The 17,165-nt window shown below is 62.7% G+C and carries 17 protein-coding genes; 6 read left to right on the top strand and 11 right to left on the bottom strand.

Going from position 1 to position 17,165, the window contains the following annotated elements; translation table 11 throughout:
* Positions 1–34: 34 nt before the first annotated feature.
* The 4 genes from ACO2Q9_RS02055 to ACO2Q9_RS02040 all read left to right on the top strand — a co-directional run bounded on the left by ACO2Q9_RS02055 (position 35) and on the right by ACO2Q9_RS02040 (position 2,898).
* Positions 35–691 (top strand): alpha/beta hydrolase, encoded by a 657-nt coding sequence (locus ACO2Q9_RS02055; protein WP_423307806.1) that lies wholly within the window; start codon positions 35–37, stop codon positions 689–691.
* Positions 692–728: 37 nt separating this feature from the next.
* Positions 729–1,346 (top strand): lipoprotein, encoded by a 618-nt coding sequence (locus tag ACO2Q9_RS02050; RefSeq protein ID WP_423307804.1) that lies wholly within the window; start codon positions 729–731, stop codon positions 1,344–1,346.
* Between the two features lie 92 nt (positions 1,347–1,438).
* Complete coding sequence (locus tag ACO2Q9_RS02045) at positions 1,439–2,611, top strand: aminotransferase class V-fold PLP-dependent enzyme (RefSeq protein ID WP_423307802.1); 1,173 nt, start codon at positions 1,439–1,441, stop codon at positions 2,609–2,611.
* A gap of 11 nt (positions 2,612–2,622) precedes the next feature.
* A complete protein-coding gene (locus ACO2Q9_RS02040; protein ID WP_423307800.1) occupies positions 2,623–2,898 on the top strand; it encodes a DUF3297 family protein in 276 nt (91 codons plus the stop codon).
* Positions 2,899–2,943: 45 nt separating this feature from the next.
* Here the strand turns inward: ACO2Q9_RS02040 and ACO2Q9_RS02035 are convergent, their stop codons facing one another.
* Genes ACO2Q9_RS02035 through ACO2Q9_RS02020 form a run of 4 tightly spaced genes read right to left on the bottom strand, consistent with a single transcriptional unit; the run spans position 2,944 to position 8,544 of the window.
* Entirely contained in the window at positions 2,944–3,738 is a 795-nt protein-coding gene (locus ACO2Q9_RS02035) for a pseudouridine synthase (RefSeq protein ID WP_423309888.1), read from the bottom strand.
* Positions 3,717–5,438 (bottom strand): DGQHR domain-containing protein, encoded by a 1,722-nt coding sequence (locus tag ACO2Q9_RS02030; RefSeq protein WP_423307798.1) that lies wholly within the window; start codon positions 5,436–5,438, stop codon positions 3,717–3,719. Before ACO2Q9_RS02030 ends, ACO2Q9_RS02035 begins: the two co-directional genes overlap by 22 nt.
* Positions 5,431–6,747, bottom strand: coding sequence for a DNA-methyltransferase (locus ACO2Q9_RS02025; RefSeq protein WP_423307796.1), 1,317 nt, complete (start codon positions 6,745–6,747; stop codon positions 5,431–5,433). Before ACO2Q9_RS02025 ends, ACO2Q9_RS02030 begins: the two co-directional genes overlap by 8 nt.
* A 15-nt stretch (positions 6,748–6,762) precedes the next feature.
* On the bottom strand, positions 6,763–8,544 hold the full coding sequence (locus tag ACO2Q9_RS02020; RefSeq protein ID WP_423307794.1) for a glutamine--tRNA ligase/YqeY domain fusion protein: 1,782 nt from the start codon (positions 8,542–8,544) through the stop codon (positions 6,763–6,765).
* A gap of 133 nt (positions 8,545–8,677) precedes the next feature.
* Here ACO2Q9_RS02020 and ACO2Q9_RS02015 point away from each other — a divergent pair, with 133 nt between their 5' ends.
* Positions 8,678–9,019 carry a hypothetical protein gene (locus ACO2Q9_RS02015; RefSeq protein ID WP_423307792.1) on the top strand — a complete coding sequence of 114 codons (342 nt, stop codon included), beginning with the start codon at positions 8,678–8,680 and terminating at the stop codon, positions 9,017–9,019.
* Positions 9,020–9,034: 15 nt separating this feature from the next.
* On the opposite strand, the gene ACO2Q9_RS02010 is transcribed toward ACO2Q9_RS02015, so the two are convergent.
* Genes ACO2Q9_RS02010 through ACO2Q9_RS01995 form a run of 4 tightly spaced genes read right to left on the bottom strand, consistent with a single transcriptional unit; the run spans position 9,035 to position 11,870 of the window.
* Positions 9,035–9,880: a LytR/AlgR family response regulator transcription factor gene (locus ACO2Q9_RS02010; protein ID WP_423307790.1), complete on the bottom strand. Its 846-nt coding sequence runs from the start codon at positions 9,878–9,880 to the stop codon at positions 9,035–9,037.
* On the bottom strand, positions 9,877–10,971 hold the full coding sequence (locus ACO2Q9_RS02005; protein WP_423307788.1) for a sensor histidine kinase: 1,095 nt from the start codon (positions 10,969–10,971) through the stop codon (positions 9,877–9,879). Before ACO2Q9_RS02005 ends, ACO2Q9_RS02010 begins: the two co-directional genes overlap by 4 nt.
* Before the next feature lie 31 nt (positions 10,972–11,002).
* Positions 11,003–11,302 (bottom strand): 2TM domain-containing protein, encoded by a 300-nt coding sequence (locus ACO2Q9_RS02000; protein WP_423307786.1) that lies wholly within the window; start codon positions 11,300–11,302, stop codon positions 11,003–11,005.
* Between the two features lie 43 nt (positions 11,303–11,345).
* Positions 11,346–11,870: a DUF6622 family protein gene (locus tag ACO2Q9_RS01995; RefSeq protein WP_423307784.1), complete on the bottom strand. Its 525-nt coding sequence runs from the start codon at positions 11,868–11,870 to the stop codon at positions 11,346–11,348.
* A 199-nt stretch (positions 11,871–12,069) separates the two neighbouring features.
* Here ACO2Q9_RS01995 and ACO2Q9_RS01990 point away from each other — a divergent pair, with 199 nt between their 5' ends.
* Positions 12,070–12,894: an undecaprenyl-diphosphate phosphatase gene (locus ACO2Q9_RS01990; RefSeq protein WP_423307782.1), complete on the top strand. Its 825-nt coding sequence runs from the start codon at positions 12,070–12,072 to the stop codon at positions 12,892–12,894.
* On the opposite strand, the gene ACO2Q9_RS01985 is transcribed toward ACO2Q9_RS01990, so the two are convergent.
* From ACO2Q9_RS01985 to mutS, 3 genes are read right to left on the bottom strand one after another with little or no spacing between them, the layout of a single operon-like run.
* Positions 12,886–13,692, bottom strand: a complete 807-nt coding sequence (locus tag ACO2Q9_RS01985) for an alpha/beta hydrolase (RefSeq protein WP_423307779.1) — start codon at positions 13,690–13,692, stop codon at positions 12,886–12,888. The two genes, ACO2Q9_RS01990 and ACO2Q9_RS01985, sit on opposite strands and share 9 nt — an antisense overlap.
* A gap of 16 nt (positions 13,693–13,708) precedes the next feature.
* Positions 13,709–14,536, bottom strand: coding sequence for a peptidase (locus ACO2Q9_RS01980; protein ID WP_423307775.1), 828 nt, complete (start codon positions 14,534–14,536; stop codon positions 13,709–13,711).
* Positions 14,533–17,124 carry a DNA mismatch repair protein MutS gene (gene mutS, locus ACO2Q9_RS01975; RefSeq protein WP_423309886.1) on the bottom strand — a complete coding sequence of 864 codons (2,592 nt, stop codon included), beginning with the start codon at positions 17,122–17,124 and terminating at the stop codon, positions 14,533–14,535. The genes ACO2Q9_RS01980 and mutS overlap by 4 nt, the downstream gene beginning before the upstream one ends.
* Between the last annotated feature and the right edge of the window lie 41 nt (positions 17,125–17,165).

Here is a 17,165-nt window from a genome sequence, read left to right as displayed (position 1 = left end):
TCCCCTGAACGCTTCCGGACGCTCCTGAACAGCCATGCTTGACGCCATCGAGATCGAAACCGCACCCAACCCGGTTGCCACCATTTTTGTCATGCACGGCCTGGGGGCCAACGGCAACGACTTCGTGCCCATCGCGCAGGAGTGGGACCTGTCCGCCGTCGGCCCCGTACGTTTCATCTTCCCGCATGCGCCGCACATCCCGGTCACCATGAACAATGGCTATGTCATGCCTGCGTGGTACGACATCGCGCACGACCGCAGCCAGGAAGACGAAGCCGGGCTGCGCAAGTCGCAGGCCGCCATCGAAGCGCTCATCGCGCGCGAGAAGCAGCGCGGCATGCCGGCCAGCCGCATCGTGATCGCCGGCTTCTCGCAGGGCTGCGCCATGTCGCTCATGGTCGGGCTGCGCCACGCAGAGCCGCTGGCAGGCATCCTCGGCATGTCCGGCTATCTGCCGCTGGCCACGCTCACGGCGGCTGAACGCAGCGAAGCCAACGCCAACACGCGCATCTTCCTCGCGCATGGCCGACAAGACCCGATGATCGTGCTGCCCCGCGCCGTCGCTTCGCGCGACGCACTGCGCGCGCTGGGCTACGGCGTCGAATGGCACGAGTACGACATGCCGCACACCGTGTGCATGGAAGAAGTGGCGGACATGAACAAGTGGCTGCTTGACGTGCTGAAGGCCTGAGGTGACGGATTGCCCCAGCCGCCGCCGGGTTCTCGGCATGGGCCTGGCCGCTTCGTCCGCCGCGCTGCTCGCCGCCTGCGGCCGCAAGGGCCCGAAGATGCAGGCTGTGCCCGCCGGCGCTACAGTGCTCGCGCTGGGCGATTCGCTCACCTTCGGCTACGGCGCGACGCCCGAGACCAGCTACCCCACGGTGCTGGCGCGCCTGACGGGCTGGAATGTCGTCAACGCCGGCGTGACCGGTGAGACGGCCGCGCAGATCCTCGAACGCACCCCCGGTTTGTTGCAGGAGCACAAGCCCGCGCTCGTGCTGGTCTGCGCGGGCGGCAACGACTTCCTGCAGAAAAAGCCCGAGGCCGACACGCGCGCCACCCTCCGCGCCATCTGCCAGCAATGCAAGGACGCGGGCGCCCAGGTGCTGCTGGTGGCGGTGCCCGCACTGAACATCATGTCGGCGGTGACGAGTTCGCTCAGCGACCATGCGCTGTACGAAAGCGTCGCCACCGAGATGCAGGTGCCCCTGCATGCCAAGGGCTGGTCGCGCGTGCTGGGCGACTCGTCGCTGCGGTCCGACCAGGTGCACGCCAACGCGAAAGGCTACGAACGTTTCGCGAACGAACTGCGCGACACGCTGCAAGACGTCGGCCTGCTGAAATAGCCGCATGCCTGCTGGGTAATCCCCCTGTGCGCATGGCTTTGCGTCGGTGCTAAGCTGCGCGGTTCCCCGTTTTCGCTAACAAGGAGGCCCTCATGCCCGGACTGCTGCCCAACGTCGACCCCGACGGCCTGCTCGAGTTCTCGGTGGTCTACACCGACCGCGCGCTCAACCACATGTCACGCAACTTCCAGGGCGTCATGCGCGACATCTCCTCGATCCTCAAGGACGTGTACAAGGCGCATGCTGTCGCGCTCGTGCCCGGCAGCGGCACCTTCGGCATGGAGGCCGTGGCGCGCCAGTTCGCCACCGGCAAGAACGTCATGGTGCTGCGCAATGGCTGGTTCAGCTACCGCTGGACCCAGATCTTCGAGATGGGCAACATCCCCGCGGCGTCCACCGTGCTCAAGGCCCGCAAGGTGGCGCAAGGCGCAACGGCCGCCTGGCAGCCGGCACCCATCGACGAAGTGGTCGCCACGATCGCGCAGCAGAAGCCTGCGGTTGTGTTTGCGCCGCATGTCGAAACCGCCAGCGGCATGATCCTGCCCGACAGCTACCTGCGCGCCGTGGCCGACGCGGTGCATGCGGTGGGCGGCCTGTTCGTGCTGGACTGCATCGCGTCCGGCGCGATGTGGGTGGACATGCAAGCCACGGGCGTGGACCTGCTCGTGTCCGCGCCGCAGAAGGGCTGGAGCAGCTCGCCCTGCTGCGCCATGGTGATGATGAGCGAGCGTGCACGGCAAGCTATCGACGGCACCACGAGCAGCAGCTTCGCCTGCGACCTCAAGAAGTGGCTGCAGATCATGGAAGCGTACGAAGGCGGTGGCCACATGTACCACGCCACCATGCCCACCGACGCGCTCACGCGTCTGGCCGTGGTCATGAAGGAAACGCAGGCCTACGGCTTCGCCAAGGTCCGCACCGAACAGGAAGAACTCGGCCGCAAGGTGCGCCAGTTGTTCGAGAGCCGCGGCTTCGCCAGCGTGGCCGCCGACGGCTTCAAGGCCCCCGGCGTCGTGGTGAGCTACACCAGCGACCCGGACATCCAGTCCGGCAAGAAATTCATCGCCGAAGGCGTGCAGAGCGCCGCTGGTGTGCCCCTGCAATGCGACGAAGGGGCAGACTTCAAGACCTTCCGCATCGGCCTCTTCGGCCTGGAGAAGTGGCACAACGTGGACCGCACCGTGGCCCATCTGGCCGCTGCGCTCGACCGCATGGGCGTCACCGCGCCCGAAGCCGCCGCTGAGAAGACCGCACAACCCGCCTGAACACAGACTGCATGACCGAACCGCAAGACACCGCCGCCGCTTCCCCCGCCACCGAACGCCCACCGCTGCCGGACCACCTGTCGGTGGACCCGCGAAGCCCGCACCACGTGGCCGCCGTCTTCGAACATCCCATCGGCATCCGCTTCAACGACAAGGAGCGCTTCGACGTCGAGGAATATTGTTTGAGCGAAGGCTGGATCAAGGTGCCCTCGGGCAAGACGCTCGACCGCAAGGGCCAGCCGCTGCTGATCAAGCTCAAGGGCAAGGTCGAGGCGTATTACCGCTGAGGGCGAGTTACCCAATTTGGGTACGCGCGTACCCAAATTGGGTATTCAGGGCTGAACCGCAAAGGTCCGCAGATGAGCCCACAAGCCTAGCCACTGCTGCACCGGCTCCAGCTCCGCCACGTCAGGCGAAGCTACCAGCTCACCCGCGCCCGGCGAATCGCCCGACACGCCCGGCACCCAGCGCAGCCCGCTTTCCACCGTCACCGTCTCGCCCGTTTCCGGATGCGGAAACGCCAGGCTCTGCGAATGCAGCCACAGCCGCTGCAGGCCCAGCCGCGCCGCCCACCAGCGGTTCAGCGGCCCCTTGCCATGCGTCGCGTCGCCGATGATCGGATGCGCCATGTGCTTGAGATGCCGCCGTATCTGGTGCCGCCGCCCCGTCAGCGGCTCCGCCGCCGCCAGCGCCACACGCGTCGTCGGAAAGCGGCCGTCTGCCGAATCGGGAATCTCGAAGCACGCCAACCTCGTGAACCGTGTCTGCGCCGACTGCGCGGCCGCGTCGGCCGGCGCGTCGTCAGGCTTCAGCGCATGGTCCACAAACGCCGTCTCCGGCGGCCAGCCGCGCACGAAAGCCAGATAGCGCTTGCGCACCTGCTGCGTGGCGAAAGACTGCGTGAGTGAACGTGCCGCATCCGGATTGAGCGCGAGCAGCAGGACGCCGCAGGTGCCCTTGTCGAGCCGATGGACGGGATAGACGTGTTGGCCGATCTGGTCACGAACAGCCTGGACGACGATACGGGTTTCGTGAGGGTCGAGAGGGGACTTATGCGTCAAGAATCCCGAAGGCTTGTGCGCTGCCAAAAATATTGAGATATCCGTTAAGTGAAACACGTCCGGTATATATCCTCGCCGAGCGATTTCCATGCACTTGATTTATAGCTTTGCATCTGAACCGAGCTCAGCTTAGACAACTTCTTTAGATAGAAATCTTCTGATCCTAATAATTTAGCTTCGATCAAAAGTCTCATACAAACAAAGAACCCGTTTATCGTTGTGGGACTTAGTGCGTGCTTCTGCCTCTTGGAGCTCGGTTGCCAATCATCTGTCGGCAGAGTTCTTTTAATTGATGAAAAAAAGGTAGAAATTTCCAGAACGCAAAAATCAATGTATTCGCTCAGAACACGTTCCCTGTCAGACTTCGCAGCTTTTTTATCTAGCAGCAGCCCCTTCTCCTGATGCTTCCAAATGGAATACAAACAATCGCTCCCCTCTAGTTTAACTAGCGGGCTCAAACCATAACTCACAATGGAACTGGTTTTGATCTTATCTGGGGGATCAAAAAAGTTCGTCTGAAGTAGCTTGGCTAACGGACCTCGGCGCGACAGACGATTGGCAGTTTCTTTTGAGATTGCAATGGTAGAGAACGGATTCAGAAGAACTTCAATGCTTTGCCTGAGCACTGACTTGGCTTTTGCTTGTGTATCGTTGATCTCTAAGAATAGCTTTGCCTCAAACTCGCGTCGCTCCGCGTCCTTCCACGAAGCGGGGAAAATGATGCCAGTTACTAGTAAATTTTGTCGCTGTCTCTGCCGAGAAATTTCTTTCTCGAGAGGGTCCCCTGGTGACTCGTGGTAGCAGAAGACTCGATGCTGACCATCCACTAGGCCGACCATGTTCGCCTTTATTGGGACAGAGAGATTAATTGCCTGAACTCGAGAGACTGAGGAAGGGTCAACTTGAGACTGTGACTTCGGATCTAGAAGCCGCGCTTCGCTCGGAAGTGTCACAATGATGTTATTAACAAAAACGCGTCTTTGTGTTGTCAAATATTGACGCATTCTTGCTATCTTCGACTTGATAAGAATGCGTTGGTAGAGCCCGTCTTGATCTCTCCAACTGTCGCGGCGAAGTACGTATGAAATCTCAAGTAATGTGGCGGGGTCTGCATAGAAAGATGCAACCTTGAAGCCTTTCGGATATCCGCTGTTGCCTTCGGGGAGAAGATGCCCTGAGAACGTTTGTGATTGCCCTGACGACGTTAGAACTCGCTGACCAACTTTCTCAAGATCAACGCCTAGATAGTTGAAAAACTCATGACGTGCAGATTGATGAATGGTTTTGCTCAGGGCGTCAAAGTATCGAGAAATAGTCCCATCAAAGAATCTGTAATGCTGGAAGGCGTTTGATATTTCCTCGCCAACTCCCTGCTGGGAGGCATAGACAATGAATAATTGGTAATCGACTAGTTCGTAGCTTTGTCTTTTAATTATTTCTCCAAAGCTTTCATTCAACGTTTGATACTCAGAAATCCAATCCTCTTTGCTGTTCAAAATTTTCTCGTAAAGAATGGATTTCTTTGTCAGGTGCCCGCTATCGCCTTTTCCGGTCGTGTATTCAGTGATGACGATAATGTTCTCGTAAATAAGAATGTCATCGATTTCACCGGTTCTTTCTTGGAATTTGAAAGTTAATCCATCTGACTTTATCCAAGTGAATCCCAGGCGCTTAAAAATAGCGCGATTCGTCAAGCGATGACGTCGCTGTATTAGCTTTTGAGGATCAATTTTTTTCTTTACTTTCTTAGTTGGCTTCTTAGGCATCAGGCTCCTCCACTTGAACGCCGATAGGGCTACACAATATCCCGTCAATTTTGAAAACTTCGTCTGCTGTCAAAAGCTTTCCAGAGTAGTGATGGGAATTGGTGCTTGTGTAAAGAAAGTATGTGGCTACTCGACGCTTCTCCTCTAGTTCTGAAGAGTCGTGCGCGAAAAGAAGTGTCGGTTGAATTCCAAATTTTGAAAATGGAGGACGCTCAGTGATTTCTTTAACTAAAAGCTGAACTTTAGACAGCACTGATTTTGATTTGGAGTACACAACGTACTCGGCGCAAACGATTTTGTGTGGCTCGCTGGTCTTTCTTGCAGATCTAAATGCAAGGACGGTGATGTGTTTTTCTAGAAACTCTTTCTTGAGAGCGCGAAGCAGTAGGCGACCGTACTTCAGGATTCTCAAGGAAATAATCGTGTTTCGGAAGTCTTCTTCGTGTCTAGGCGACTGGGGAATTAGACTTAATTGTCGTTGTTTCTCCAGCTCACTTTTTAAATGCTTCTCGAAGCGAGTAACGTAGCTTCGATTGAGTTCAAATCCGACAAAATGCCGATCAAGCAACTTGCTTACCGTTGGAACCGTTCCTGAGCCGGAAAATGGATCAAGCACTACATCCCGGACGTCGGTTGTCATTTGGACTATTCTGGAAACCAGATCGCTTGGAAGAGGACAAAAATGCCCGATGTATCGATCTCCCCATGATCCTTGAGTTGGGATGCTGTATGACCATATCTCCTCTGCTGCCTTACCTTTCGGGTTGTATCGTTCGGGATACCTGACCCACCACTTCTTGATATCGACTGTATCTCGAAACTTTTCATGGTCATATCTAAATGAGCCCGCAGAACGAGAGAAGATTAGTATGTACTCGAATATTCTGCGCGTCGCGCCTTGAGCCCTCCAAGGAACTGTTCGATCTTTCTTCCAGATTACGATGTCCCTGAGGATCCAGCCGGCAGCCTTGAGGTGATTGGCCAGATCGAACGGCAAAGGGACAACTTCTTGTCCCTTTCTGAAAGTGTCAATAATTATCCAAAGAGATCCCGTTGCCCTGGTCGCGCGATGCACTTCCGAAAAAACGTTAGTGAGATCTTTTAGATAGTTTGCATAGTCTTGACCATAGCCAATCTGATTGGCTCTCCCATAGTCCTTCATGTCAAAGTAGGGAGGTGACGTGATGGTTACGTCGATGCTTCCAGTAGGAAGCTCTCTTGATAGAAGGCGTGCATCTCCTACCAGAACCTTGTCTAAACTCGGGCCGAGGTCCGCCTTGTGGTCTTTGGAGGGTTTTTTCGCAGACATTTAGGTAGAGGGCGGTTACTTTGTCCAACTATCCTTCAACCCCGTCACCCGATTGAACACCAGCTTCCCCGGCTGATGATCCTTCCGATCCGCCACAAAGTACCCGTGACGTTCGAACTGGAACTTCTCATCCGGCTGGCTCTTCGCCAGTGACGGTTCCACATACCCGTTCGTCACCTTCAGCGAATCCGGGTTGAGCAGGGTCAGGTAGTCCTTGCCACCCGCATCCGGCTGCGCATCGGTGAACAGGCGGTCATACAGCCGCACTTCCGCAGGCACCGCATCGCTCACGCCCACCCAGGTGATGACGCCCTTGACCTTGATGGCGTCTGCACCCGGCGTACCGCTCTTGGTGTCGGGGATGAGGTTGGCGTGCACTTCCGTCACCTTGCCTTCGGCGTCTTTCACCGCACCGGTGCATTCGATGACGTGGCCGTATTTCAGGCGAACCTTGTTGCCGGGGTACAGGCGGTTGTAGCCCTTGGGCGGCACTTCTTCGTAGTCGGTGCGTTCGATCCAGAGTTCCTTGCCGAACTTGAATTCGCGCTTGCCGCGTTCGGCGTGGTGCGGGTGCACGGAGGCGCTGCAGTCGTCGAGCTTGCCGGCGCCCATGACTTCGTCCCAGTTGGTGATGACGAGCTTCACGGGGTCGAGCACGGCCATGGCGCGGGCGGCCTTGGGGTCGAGGTCGTCACGCAGGGCGCCGTCGAGGTTGGCGTAGTCGATCCAGCTGTAGTCCTTGGTGACGCCGATGCGTTCGCAGAAGAGCTGGATGGATTCGGGCGTGTAGCCGCGGCGGCGCAGGCCGACGATGGTGGGCATGCGCGGGTCGTCCCAGCCGGTGACGATGCCGCTGTCCACCAGGTGCTTGAGCTTGCGCTTGCTGGTGATCACATAGGTGAGGTTCAGCCGCGCAAATTCATATTGGCGCGGTTGCGGCGAGCTGATGAGGCCGCCTTCGCGCAGGCGGTCGAGCAGCCAGTCGTAGAACGGGCGCTGGTCTTCGAATTCCAGCGTGCAGATGCTGTGGGTGATGTTCTCCAGCGCGTCCTCGATGGGGTGTGCGAAGGTGTACATCGGGTAGATGCACCAGGTGTTGCCGGTGTTGTGGTGCTCGGCGTGCTTGATGCGGTAGATGGCCGGGTCGCGCAGGTTGATGTTGGGCGAGGCCATGTCGATCTTGGCGCGCAGCACGGCCGCGCCGTCGGGCAGCTTGCCGTCCTTCATCTCGCGGAAGCGGGCGAGGTTCTCTGCGGGCGTGCGGTCGCGGAAGGGGCTGTTCTTGCCGGGCGTGGTGAAGTCGCCGCGGTTGGCGCGCATTTCTTCAGGCGTCTGCTCGTCGACATAGGCGTTGCCGGTCTCGATGAGGTGTTCGGCGGCGCGGTACATGAAGCCGAAGTAGTTGCTCGCGTAGTAGAGATGGTCGGTGCCGTTGGCCTGCCAGTCGAACCCGAGCCAGCGCACGGCATCGAGGATGCCGTCGACGTATTCCTGCTCTTCCTTCTCGGGGTTGGTGTCGTCGAAGCGCATGTGGCAGATGCCACCGAAGTCGCGCGCCAAGCCGAAGTTCAGGCAGATGCTCTTGGCGTGGCCGACGTGCAGGTAGCCGTTGGGCTCGGGCGGAAAGCGCAGGCGCACGGGCGACGGGTCGGCCGGGCCGGCCTGGTGGTGGGCGGCGTCGCCCGGGCTGCCGCCCCAGTGGCGGGCGGCGTAGGTGTGCTTTTCCACATCGTTTTCGACGATCTGGCGCAGGAAATTGGCGGGTTTTGTTGTGTCTTTGTCAGCGGAAGAGCTCATCGGGGCATTTTAGGGGCCGGGCGCCGTTACGTCCGGAGACTACTTTGACGCGGCGTGCTGTATTTGCATCAGGGCTGGCGCGTTAAATACGGGCAAGGCGCATTCCGTCTGCCTGCACCCAAGGAGAGAAACGATGAGAACTTACCGTTATCTGATTGCCGGAGCCGTGGCTGTTGCCGGTCTGGCCGGCGCGGGCGTCGCCGCTGCGTCTGATGTGTACTGGTCGGTGGGCGTGCAAGCCGCCCCCGGCGTGGTGGTGAGCGCCGGCAACGCGCGCCCGGTGTATGTGGCGCCGCGTCCGTACTACCGCCCGGCACCCCCTGTGTACTACTCGGCACCCGCGCCGGTGTATTACGCGCCCCCGCCGCCGGTTTACTACCAGCCGCGCCCGATCTATTACTCGCCGCCGGTGGTGGTGCGTCCGGGGCCGCCGCATTGGCACCATGGCCGTGGGCATGGCCATCATCGCCGCTGAGCGCCAGCGGGACGCCTACATCGCCCTGAACAGGTGCGCGTAAAGGCGGCTGACCGGCAGTTTGTCGACGTGACCGCGCAAGCTCAGGCTGAGCTTGCCGGCCTCGTCGCGGTGCACGGCGTCGATGGCTGATGCGCGCACCACGGTGCCGCGATGGATCTGCCAGAAGACATTGGCGTCCAGCTGGGGCAGCAGGTCTTTGAGCGGCGTGCGGATGAGGTATTCATGCCCGGCGGTGAGCACGCGGACGTACTTGTCGGCCGCCTCGAAGTAGATCACGTCAGTCAGCGGCACCATGCGGATGCTGCTGCCCACGCTGGCCTGGATCACCTGCAGCGGCGCCACAGGTGCAGCAGTCACCTGTAACGCATTCGAGCCGCCCACGTTCATACCACCCAACAAGGCGCGCAGTTGCGCCACGGTGTCGTCCAGCGCCTGGGATGCGGCGGCCGGATTTCGGGTAGCCAGCGTCTGCTGCACTCGGGCCACGGTTTTCTGCAGGCGCTCGGGCTGTACGGGTTTGAGCACGTAATCAGCCGCCTGCGCTTCGAAAGCCTGCACGGCGTACTGGTCGTAAGCGGTCACAAACACCAGCGCGGGGAAGGGCAGGTCGCCCGCATCTTCGGGCGGCCACGAATCCGCGAGTTCAGCAGCGGCTTCGAGCCCGCTCATGCGTGGCATGCGGATGTCGAAGAACAGCACGTCGGGGCGCAGCTCCAGCGCCTTTTTCACGGCGGATGCGCCGTCGCCCACCGTGGCCAGCACTTCGAGTTCAGGCCAGGCCTTGGCGAGTTCCGCCCGCAACGCCTGCGCGAGCAGGGGTTCGTCTTCGGCGATCACGGCTGTCGTCTTCCGGCTCATGCGGCCTCCGTCGTGGCGTCGAGCGTATCCATGCCGATGGGCAGGCGCAGGATGATGTGCGTGCCGCTTTCGAGGCCCGCCACTACTTCGAACAGGGCGTTGCCTTCGTAGGCGGCGGCCAGCCGCTCGCGCACCTGTGACAGGCCGAAGCCCGCGCCGCTGGTGCTGGCCGCGAACGCCGGCATACCCACACCGGTGTCTTCCACGTCCAGCCGCAGGCGCATGCCTTCGCGCGTGGCGCTCACGCGGATCTCGCCGCCTTCCAGGCTCGGCTCCAGACCATGCTTGATGGCGTTTTCCACCAGCGGTTGCAGCAGCAGCGGCGGCACGGTGATGGATTGCAGGTCCTGCGGCAGCGTCAGCGTGTACCTCAGGCGCTCGCCCATGCGCACGGCCATGAGCTGCAGATAGTCGTCGAGCCGGGCGAATTCGCTGGACAGCGGGTGCGCGAGCACGCGCGAGGCGCTGAGCGTGGCGCGCAGGTAAGCAATCAGGCGGTCCAGCATGTCCTGTGCGCGCGGCGCGTCGGTGGCGATGAGCACGCGCAGGTTCGCCAGCGTGTTGAACAGCATGTGCGGTTCGAGCTGTGTTTCGAGCAGTTTGAGCTTGGCCTCGGCGACCGCGCGCTGCGCGAGCTGGATGCGCGCCTGCTGCCGGGCATCACGGCTGCGCGAATAAAAGTAGATGCTGCCCGCCACGCCCGCGAGGATGGTGATGATCCACGACATGCGCAGGTCGGACCGCGGCAGGTCCTTCCACGACGACTGGCCGATGATGCTGTCCCCGATGAAGGTGCCGCCCACGAAGCCGACGGTGATGCCCAGCGCCACGATGAAGATGCCGCCGAAGCCGCGCGGCCAGCCGCTGTCGGGGTCCAGCGGCAGCACGAAGCGGCCGATGTCGATGATGGCCCAGGTGATGATGCCGATCGCCAGCGAATAGACCAGCGGATGCGCGTACGAGGAGGCGTGCGTGCCGGAAGCGAAGAAGAACATCAGCGCCGAGATCGACAGGCAGAACGCCACCGTGTGAACGAAGTGGTTCAGCAGGCTGGCCATGTCGGGGCGGCTGGTTTGCGTGCTTGTCGGCATGGCTGCGTCTGCTTTCCGGTGCCGGTGCCGCTCAGGGACGGCGGTTGCGCTCTTGCTCGAGGCGTTCGCGCTCGCGGCGGATCATGTTCTCGCGCAGGCTGCTGCCCGGGCCGAGCACGAACACGCCGATGCCGTGCATCGCCAGGCCCAGGCCCCAGCCCATGGCGGGGTAGATGTTCCAGCGGCTGGTGCCCTTGGTGGTGGCGATGTAGAACAGGAGGATGTTCACCAGCACGTAGACGGTGGCGTGCGCGAACCAGCCCAGTTTGGCGCCGGCGCGGCGGCGTGCCAGGCGGTCGAGTTCGTCGTCGGGGGTGTAGCGGTCTTGCATGATCGTGGGATTCTGACTGAAAGTGGAGAGGGCGCGGCGAGCATCAGGCCGAGGCCATGTTCGCGCCGCTGCGCTCGGCGCGCAGGGCCAGCTTGCCCAGGCGCATCGACCGGCCGGCGAACATGCCGCTGAACAGGCCGTAGAGCGCGCTGATGACCAGTGCTGCGGTGGTGTCGTGCGTCAGGGTGGGCTGCATGACCATCGCGACGCCGACCACGTACTTGGTGAAGAACACCGCCATGATCAGCGCCAGCGGCACCTTGCTGCCCGGCACGGTGAAGCGTTGCTGCCAGCCGTCGTACTGCGTGCCCGCAGGCAGCGGCATGCGCTGCACGACGAAGAACGTGACGGCGGCGACCGCCAGCCAGACCGGCAGCGTCAGCAACTGGCCGGGAAAGGCCGACAGGGCGCCGTAGAGCGACAGCCCGGCCATGCCCAGGCCCATGATGGCCACGCGCAGGAGCTTGACCTTGCGGGTGAACAGCTGGCTCACGCCCAGCCAGAGCAGGGCGGCGAACAGGACGAAGACGTACGCAGGGGTGTGCGTGAGGATAGCGAGGAGGTTCATGGCGGTGGTTCCGGGCGGTGTTGGAATGGACGGACTGTGCCGGGCCCGGCTGACGGGCGCGACGGGGCTGCGACGGAATGCGGGCCCGGCGGCGCGAAATGCAGGAAACCGGTGCGAAATGCAAGGTGCTTTGTGCCGATCAGTCAGGCAGGGCGCGGGATAATCGCCCGGTTTCAATCGCCCCGTTCAAGGAATACGCGTGGACATCGTTTTGCTGGTCAAGGCCGCCATCATGGGCGTGGTCGAGGGCCTCACTGAATTTCTTCCCATTTCCTCCACCGGGCACCTGATCCTGGCGGGCGCGCTGCTCGGCTTCGACGACGCCAAGGCCAAGGTGTTCGACATCGCCATCCAGACGGGGGCCATCCTGGCGGTGATCATCGTGTACTGGCAGAAGATCCGCGAGACGCTCGTGGCGCTGCCCACGCAGCGGCAGGCGCAACGCTTCTCGCTCAATGTGGCCATCGGCTTCCTGCCGGCGGTGGTGCTGGGCCTGCTGCTGGGCAAGATGATCAAGGCCCACCTGTTCACCCCCACGGTGGTGGCGAGTGCCTTCATCGTCGGCGGCTTCATCATCCTGTGGGCGGAAAAGCGCCAGTCGACGGCCGTGCGCGTGAACAGCGTGGACGACATGACGCCGCTGGACGCGCTGAAGGTCGGCCTGGTGCAATGCCTGGCCATGATCCCCGGCACCAGCCGCAGCGGCGCCACCATCATCGGCGGCATGCTGCTGGGCCTGTCGCGCAAGGCGGCGACTGACTTCTCCTTCTTCCTGGCCATTCCCACGCTGATCGGCGCGGGCGTTTACAGCCTCTACAAGGAGCGCGCGCTGCTCTCCGTGGCCGACCTCCCGATGTTCGGTGTCGGCCTTCTGTTTTCGTTCATCAGCGCCTGGATTTGCGTGCGATGGCTGCTGCGCTACATCGCCTCGCACAGCTTCGTGCCGTTCGCCTGGTACCGCATCGCGTTCGGCTGCGTGGTGCTGCTGACGGCGTGGACGGGCTGGGTGACCTGGTCAGGCTGAACCCATGTTCCGCAGCGCCGCCTCGATGGCGGCGGCGGTGGCAAGCGGCTTTTCCATGGGGAACAGGTGCGAGCCGTCGAGCATCATGATGCGGCCGCCGGTGATCTGCTGCGTCATCGCCATGCCCACCTGCTTCATCTCTTCCGACGCCATGCCGCCGATGAAGGCGGCCGGGCACTTGAGCGGATGGCGTGCGAGCAGGCGGTCCATGTTGTGGGGCAGGGTGTTGTAGATCGCGGTCTCGACGTCGCGGTCGAAGTCGAGCACGCGCTTGCCGTCCTCGTCGTGCGTGCCGTGGTCGATGTAGTCCTGCAGCACCTGCGGGTCCCAGCTGGCGAAGGCCTTCTTGTGGCGGAAGTGTTCCAGCGCGGCCTTGGCGTCGGGCCAGCTGTTCTTGCGCTTGCGGCTGATGGCCCCGGGCGAGATGGAGCCGACGAGCTGGGTGCGCTTGGCCACGCTGAGCGCCTTCGCGCGCCAGCCGCCGAGCAGCGGTGAGTCGATCATCAGCACGCCACGCGCGAGTTTGGGGTGCCGCGCCGCGCACATCACGCTCAGGAAACCGCCGAGCGAGTGGCCGACCAGGAAGGCCTGCTCGCCAGCGCGCTCGGTCTCACGCTCCGTGAATTCAGCGAGCTGCTGAACCAGGTTCGGCCAGTTGCTGGTGACGGGAAATTTCTCGTCATGCCCGAATTTCTCGACGGCCTTCACCGTGAAGCCGCGCTTCTTCAGGCTCTCGAAGAGAATGCGGTAGGTGCCCGCCGGAAAGCTGTTGCCGTGGGAGAAGATGACCAGGGACATGCAGCAGCGCCGGCAGTCAGATCAGCCGCTCGTCGGGGGTGCTGATCTTCCTGAGCGGCTTGGCGCGGATGGACGGCACGAGCAGCGGCACTTCGGTCTGGCCGCCGTTCCATGCCGGATCTTCGATGCTGTCGAACACCTCGCGCAGCTTCTGGCCCCAGGCACCGCGCAGCATGCGGAAGTAGGGGTTCTGGTCGTCGATGCAGATCACGCGGTCGGTGCGGTACTGGTCGGCTTCGTAGACCACCAGGTCCAGCGGCAGGCCGACGGACAGGTTGGACTTGAGCGTCGAATCCATGGAGACCAGCGCGCACTTGGCGGCTTCGTCCAGCGGCGTTTCGGGGGTGACGACACGGTCGAGCACGGGCTTGCCGTACTTGGATTCACCCACCTGGAAATACGGCGTCTCGGGCGTGGCCTCGATGAAGTTGCCGGCGGAATACACCTGGAACAGGCGCATGCCTTCGCCCCTGATCTGGCCGCCGAAGATCAGCGAGACATTGAACTCCACGCCCGCCTGCTTGAGCGACTTCGCATCGCGCTCGTACACGCGGCGCACGGCCGAGCCGAGCACACGTGCGGCGTCGAACATGCTTTTGGCGTTCCAGATGGTGAGCGGTTCGCCGTCCTCTGTTTCCTTGAGCTTTTCCACCTGCAGGATTTCGCGGACAGACTGCGAGATCGACAGGTTGCCGGCCGACAGCAGCACCATGAAGCGGTCGTCCGGCTTCTCGTAGACGATCATCTTGCGGAAGGAGCTGATCTGGTCGAGCCCGGCGTTGGTGCGCGAGTCGGAGAGGAAGACCAGCCCGGCATTGAGTTTGATGGCGACGCAGTAAGTCATGGGTCGAGTTGTTTGAGGATTTTCCTGAGCGAGTACAGGGCGTCGAGCGCCTCGCGGGGGCTCAGTGCGTCGGGATCGATCGCGGACAGGGCCGATTCTACGGGGCTGGGCGGCAAGGCCTCGGCGGCGGGCGGGGGCGCGAACAGGTCCACCTGCGCACGCGTCTGCGAAGCACCGTCTTCCAGCGCCGCCAGCGCATGGCGTGCATGGTTCACCACGGCGGCCGGCATGCCCGCCAGCCGCGCCACCTGGATGCCGTAGCTGCGGCTGGCCGGGCCGCTCTGGATCTCGTGCAGGAACACGATGTCGGTGCCGCCCTTGCCGGGTGTTTCGGTCGCACTCACGTGCACGTTCACGGCGGCGTGGTTACTGGCGGGGAATTCCGTCAGCTCGAAGTAGTGGGTGGCGAAGAGCGTGAACGCGCGCGTCCTGTCGTGCAGATGCGCTGCGATGCCGGACGCGAGCGCGAGCCCGTCGAAGGTGGACGTGCCGCGCCCGATCTCATCCATCAGCACCAGCGACTGCGCGGTGGCGGCGTGCAGGATCTGCGCGCCCTCGGTCATCTCCAGCATGAAAGTCGACTGCGCGTTCGCCAGGTCGTCCGCCGCGCCGATGCGCGTGTGGATGGCATCGATGGGCCCGAGCCTGCACGAGGTGGCCGGCACATACGAGCCGATGGACGCAAGCAGCACGATGAGCGCCACCTGCCGCATGTAGGTCGATTTGCCGCCCATGTTCGGGCCGGTGATGATCTGCATGCGGGCCTTGGGGCCGAGCTGCGTGTCGTTGGGAATGAAGCTGCCGCCGGTCGTTTCGGCGAGCCGCGCTTCCACCACCGGGTGCCGGCCGGCGCGGATCTCGATGCACGGCTCCTTGACGAACTGCGGCCGGCACCACTGCAACGTCAGGGCACGCTCGGTCAGCGTGGCCAGTGCATCCACCGTGGCCAGCGCGCGGGCCAGGCGCGTGAGCGCGGGCACATGCGGCTGCAGTGCATCGAGCAACTGCTCGTACAGCCACTTCTCGCGGGCCAGTGCGCGGTCCTGCGCGGATAGCGCCTTGTCCTCGAACGCCTTGAGCTCGGGTGTGATGAATCGCTCGGCGTTCTTCAGCGTCTGGCGGCGGCGGTAGTCGTCGGGCACGCGGTCCAGCTGGCCCTGCGTCACCTCGATATAGAAACCGTGCACCTTGTTGAACTGCACGCGCAGGTTGGCGATGCCGGTCCGCGCACGTTCGCGCGTTTCGAGCTCCAGCAGGAAGCCGTCGCAGTTGTCCTGGATGGCGCGCAATTCGTCGAGCTCGGCGTCGAAGCCGTTGGCGATGACGCCACCGTCGCGCACGAGCGCCGCTGGTTCTTCCAGCAGCGAGCGCGCGAGAAGTTGCGCGCAGTCCAGCGGCGGCTGCAGGTGCTGCGCGGCGCGCGCGAGGGCGGCGCCGCCCTCAGGCAACAGCGGCGAGAGCTTGCGCGCTTTCTCCAGCGACTGGCAAAGCGCCACGAGTTCGCGCGGCCGTACCTGCCGCAGCGCCACACGCGCGGTGATGCGTTCCACGTCGCTCATGCCCTTGAGCTGCGTGCGCAGCGACGACCACGGCGCAGTGCCATCCGCGGCGGGCACCTGCAGCGCGGCGATGCCGTCCAGCCGCTCGGACGCGATGGCGCGGTCGCGCGGCGGCTCCAGCAGCCAGCGGCGCAGCAGACGGCTGCCCATGCCGGTCATGCAGGTGTCCAGCAGCGAGAACAACGTGGGGGAGTCCTCGCCGCGCAGCGTCTGCACGAGTTCGAGATTGCGCCGCGTGGTGGCCGGCAGGTCGAGCAGTTCGTCGCTGCGCTGCACGCGTAAGGCTTGCAGGTGCGACAGTGCGCGGCCCTGTGTGTGCTCGGCGAAACCCAGCAGTGCCGACGCGGCGGCGTGCGCCTGCGGCAGGGCCTCCGCGCTCCAGGCCGCGAGGCTGGCTGCGCCGAGTTGCTCCAGCAGCTTGCGCTGGCCCAGCGCCGGGTCGAACTGCCATGCAGCGCGCACGGTCAACGTGCCGTTGCAGGCGGCCTTCAGGCGCTGCTCGAGCGCAGCGGTGATCTCGGCGCTGTAGAGCAGTTCGCTCGGCGTGATGCGAGTGATCCACGCCGCAAGGTCGTCACCGTCGCACTCGGCCAGTTGCATCTCGCCCTGCGTCACCGCCATCCACGCGAGGCCGCAGGTGTTGCGAGGGCCCTGATGCACGGCCAGCAGCACGGATTCGGATTTGTCGGTGAGCAGTTCGGAGTCGGTCAGCGTGCCGGGCGTCACCACCCGCACCACCTTGCGCTCCACGGGCCCCTTGGCCGTGGCGACATCGCCTACCTGTTCGCAGATGGCGACCGACTCGCCCAGCTTGATGAGCCGGGCGAGATACGTCTCCACCGAATGGAAAGGCACGCCAGCCATGACGACCGGCTCGCCGCCCGACATGCCGCGCCGCGTGAGCGTGATGTCCAGCAGCCGCGAAGCCTTCTCCGCATCGGCATAGAAGACTTCGTAGAAGTCCCCCATGCGATAGAACAGCAAGGTGTCGGGGAAGTCCGCCTTGAGACCCAGGTACTGGGCCATCATGGGCGTGTGCGATGGCGCGCCGGGCCTGTTGTCTGGAATTT

The organism is Variovorax sp. VNK109, from assembly GCF_049445855.1.
GTDB lineage: Bacteria > Pseudomonadota > Gammaproteobacteria > Burkholderiales > Burkholderiaceae_C > JAGOCV01.
This window is presented reverse-complemented; position numbering and strand designations above follow the sequence as displayed.

Excerpts from the sequence above, each read along its gene's own strand:
- ACO2Q9_RS02055 (WP_423307806.1), top strand. The coding sequence starts at position 35 with ATGCTTGACGCCATCGAGATCGAAACCGCACCCAACCCGGTTGCCACC.
- ACO2Q9_RS02050 (WP_423307804.1), top strand. The coding sequence starts at position 729 with ATGGGCCTGGCCGCTTCGTCCGCCGCGCTGCTCGCCGCCTGCGGCCGC.
- ACO2Q9_RS02045 (WP_423307802.1), top strand. The coding sequence starts at position 1,439 with ATGCCCGGACTGCTGCCCAACGTCGACCCCGACGGCCTGCTCGAGTTC.
- ACO2Q9_RS02040 (WP_423307800.1), top strand. The coding sequence starts at position 2,623 with ATGACCGAACCGCAAGACACCGCCGCCGCTTCCCCCGCCACCGAACGC.
- ACO2Q9_RS02030 (WP_423307798.1), bottom strand. The coding sequence starts at position 5,438 with ATGCCTAAGAAGCCAACTAAGAAAGTAAAGAAAAAAATTGATCCTCAA.
- ACO2Q9_RS02025 (WP_423307796.1), bottom strand. The coding sequence starts at position 6,747 with ATGTCTGCGAAAAAACCCTCCAAAGACCACAAGGCGGACCTCGGCCCG.
- ACO2Q9_RS02020 (WP_423307794.1), bottom strand. The coding sequence starts at position 8,544 with ATGAGCTCTTCCGCTGACAAAGACACAACAAAACCCGCCAATTTCCTG.
- ACO2Q9_RS02015 (WP_423307792.1), top strand. The coding sequence starts at position 8,678 with ATGAGAACTTACCGTTATCTGATTGCCGGAGCCGTGGCTGTTGCCGGT.
- ACO2Q9_RS02010 (WP_423307790.1), bottom strand. The coding sequence starts at position 9,880 with ATGAGCCGGAAGACGACAGCCGTGATCGCCGAAGACGAACCCCTGCTC.
- ACO2Q9_RS02005 (WP_423307788.1), bottom strand. The coding sequence starts at position 10,971 with ATGCCGACAAGCACGCAAACCAGCCGCCCCGACATGGCCAGCCTGCTG.
- ACO2Q9_RS02000 (WP_423307786.1), bottom strand. The coding sequence starts at position 11,302 with ATGCAAGACCGCTACACCCCCGACGACGAACTCGACCGCCTGGCACGC.
- ACO2Q9_RS01995 (WP_423307784.1), bottom strand. The coding sequence starts at position 11,870 with ATGAACCTCCTCGCTATCCTCACGCACACCCCTGCGTACGTCTTCGTC.
- ACO2Q9_RS01985 (WP_423307779.1), bottom strand. The coding sequence starts at position 13,692 with ATGTCCCTGGTCATCTTCTCCCACGGCAACAGCTTTCCGGCGGGCACC.
- ACO2Q9_RS01980 (WP_423307775.1), bottom strand. The coding sequence starts at position 14,536 with ATGACTTACTGCGTCGCCATCAAACTCAATGCCGGGCTGGTCTTCCTC.
- mutS (WP_423309886.1), bottom strand. The coding sequence starts at position 17,124 with ATGATGGCCCAGTACCTGGGTCTCAAGGCGGACTTCCCCGACACCTTG.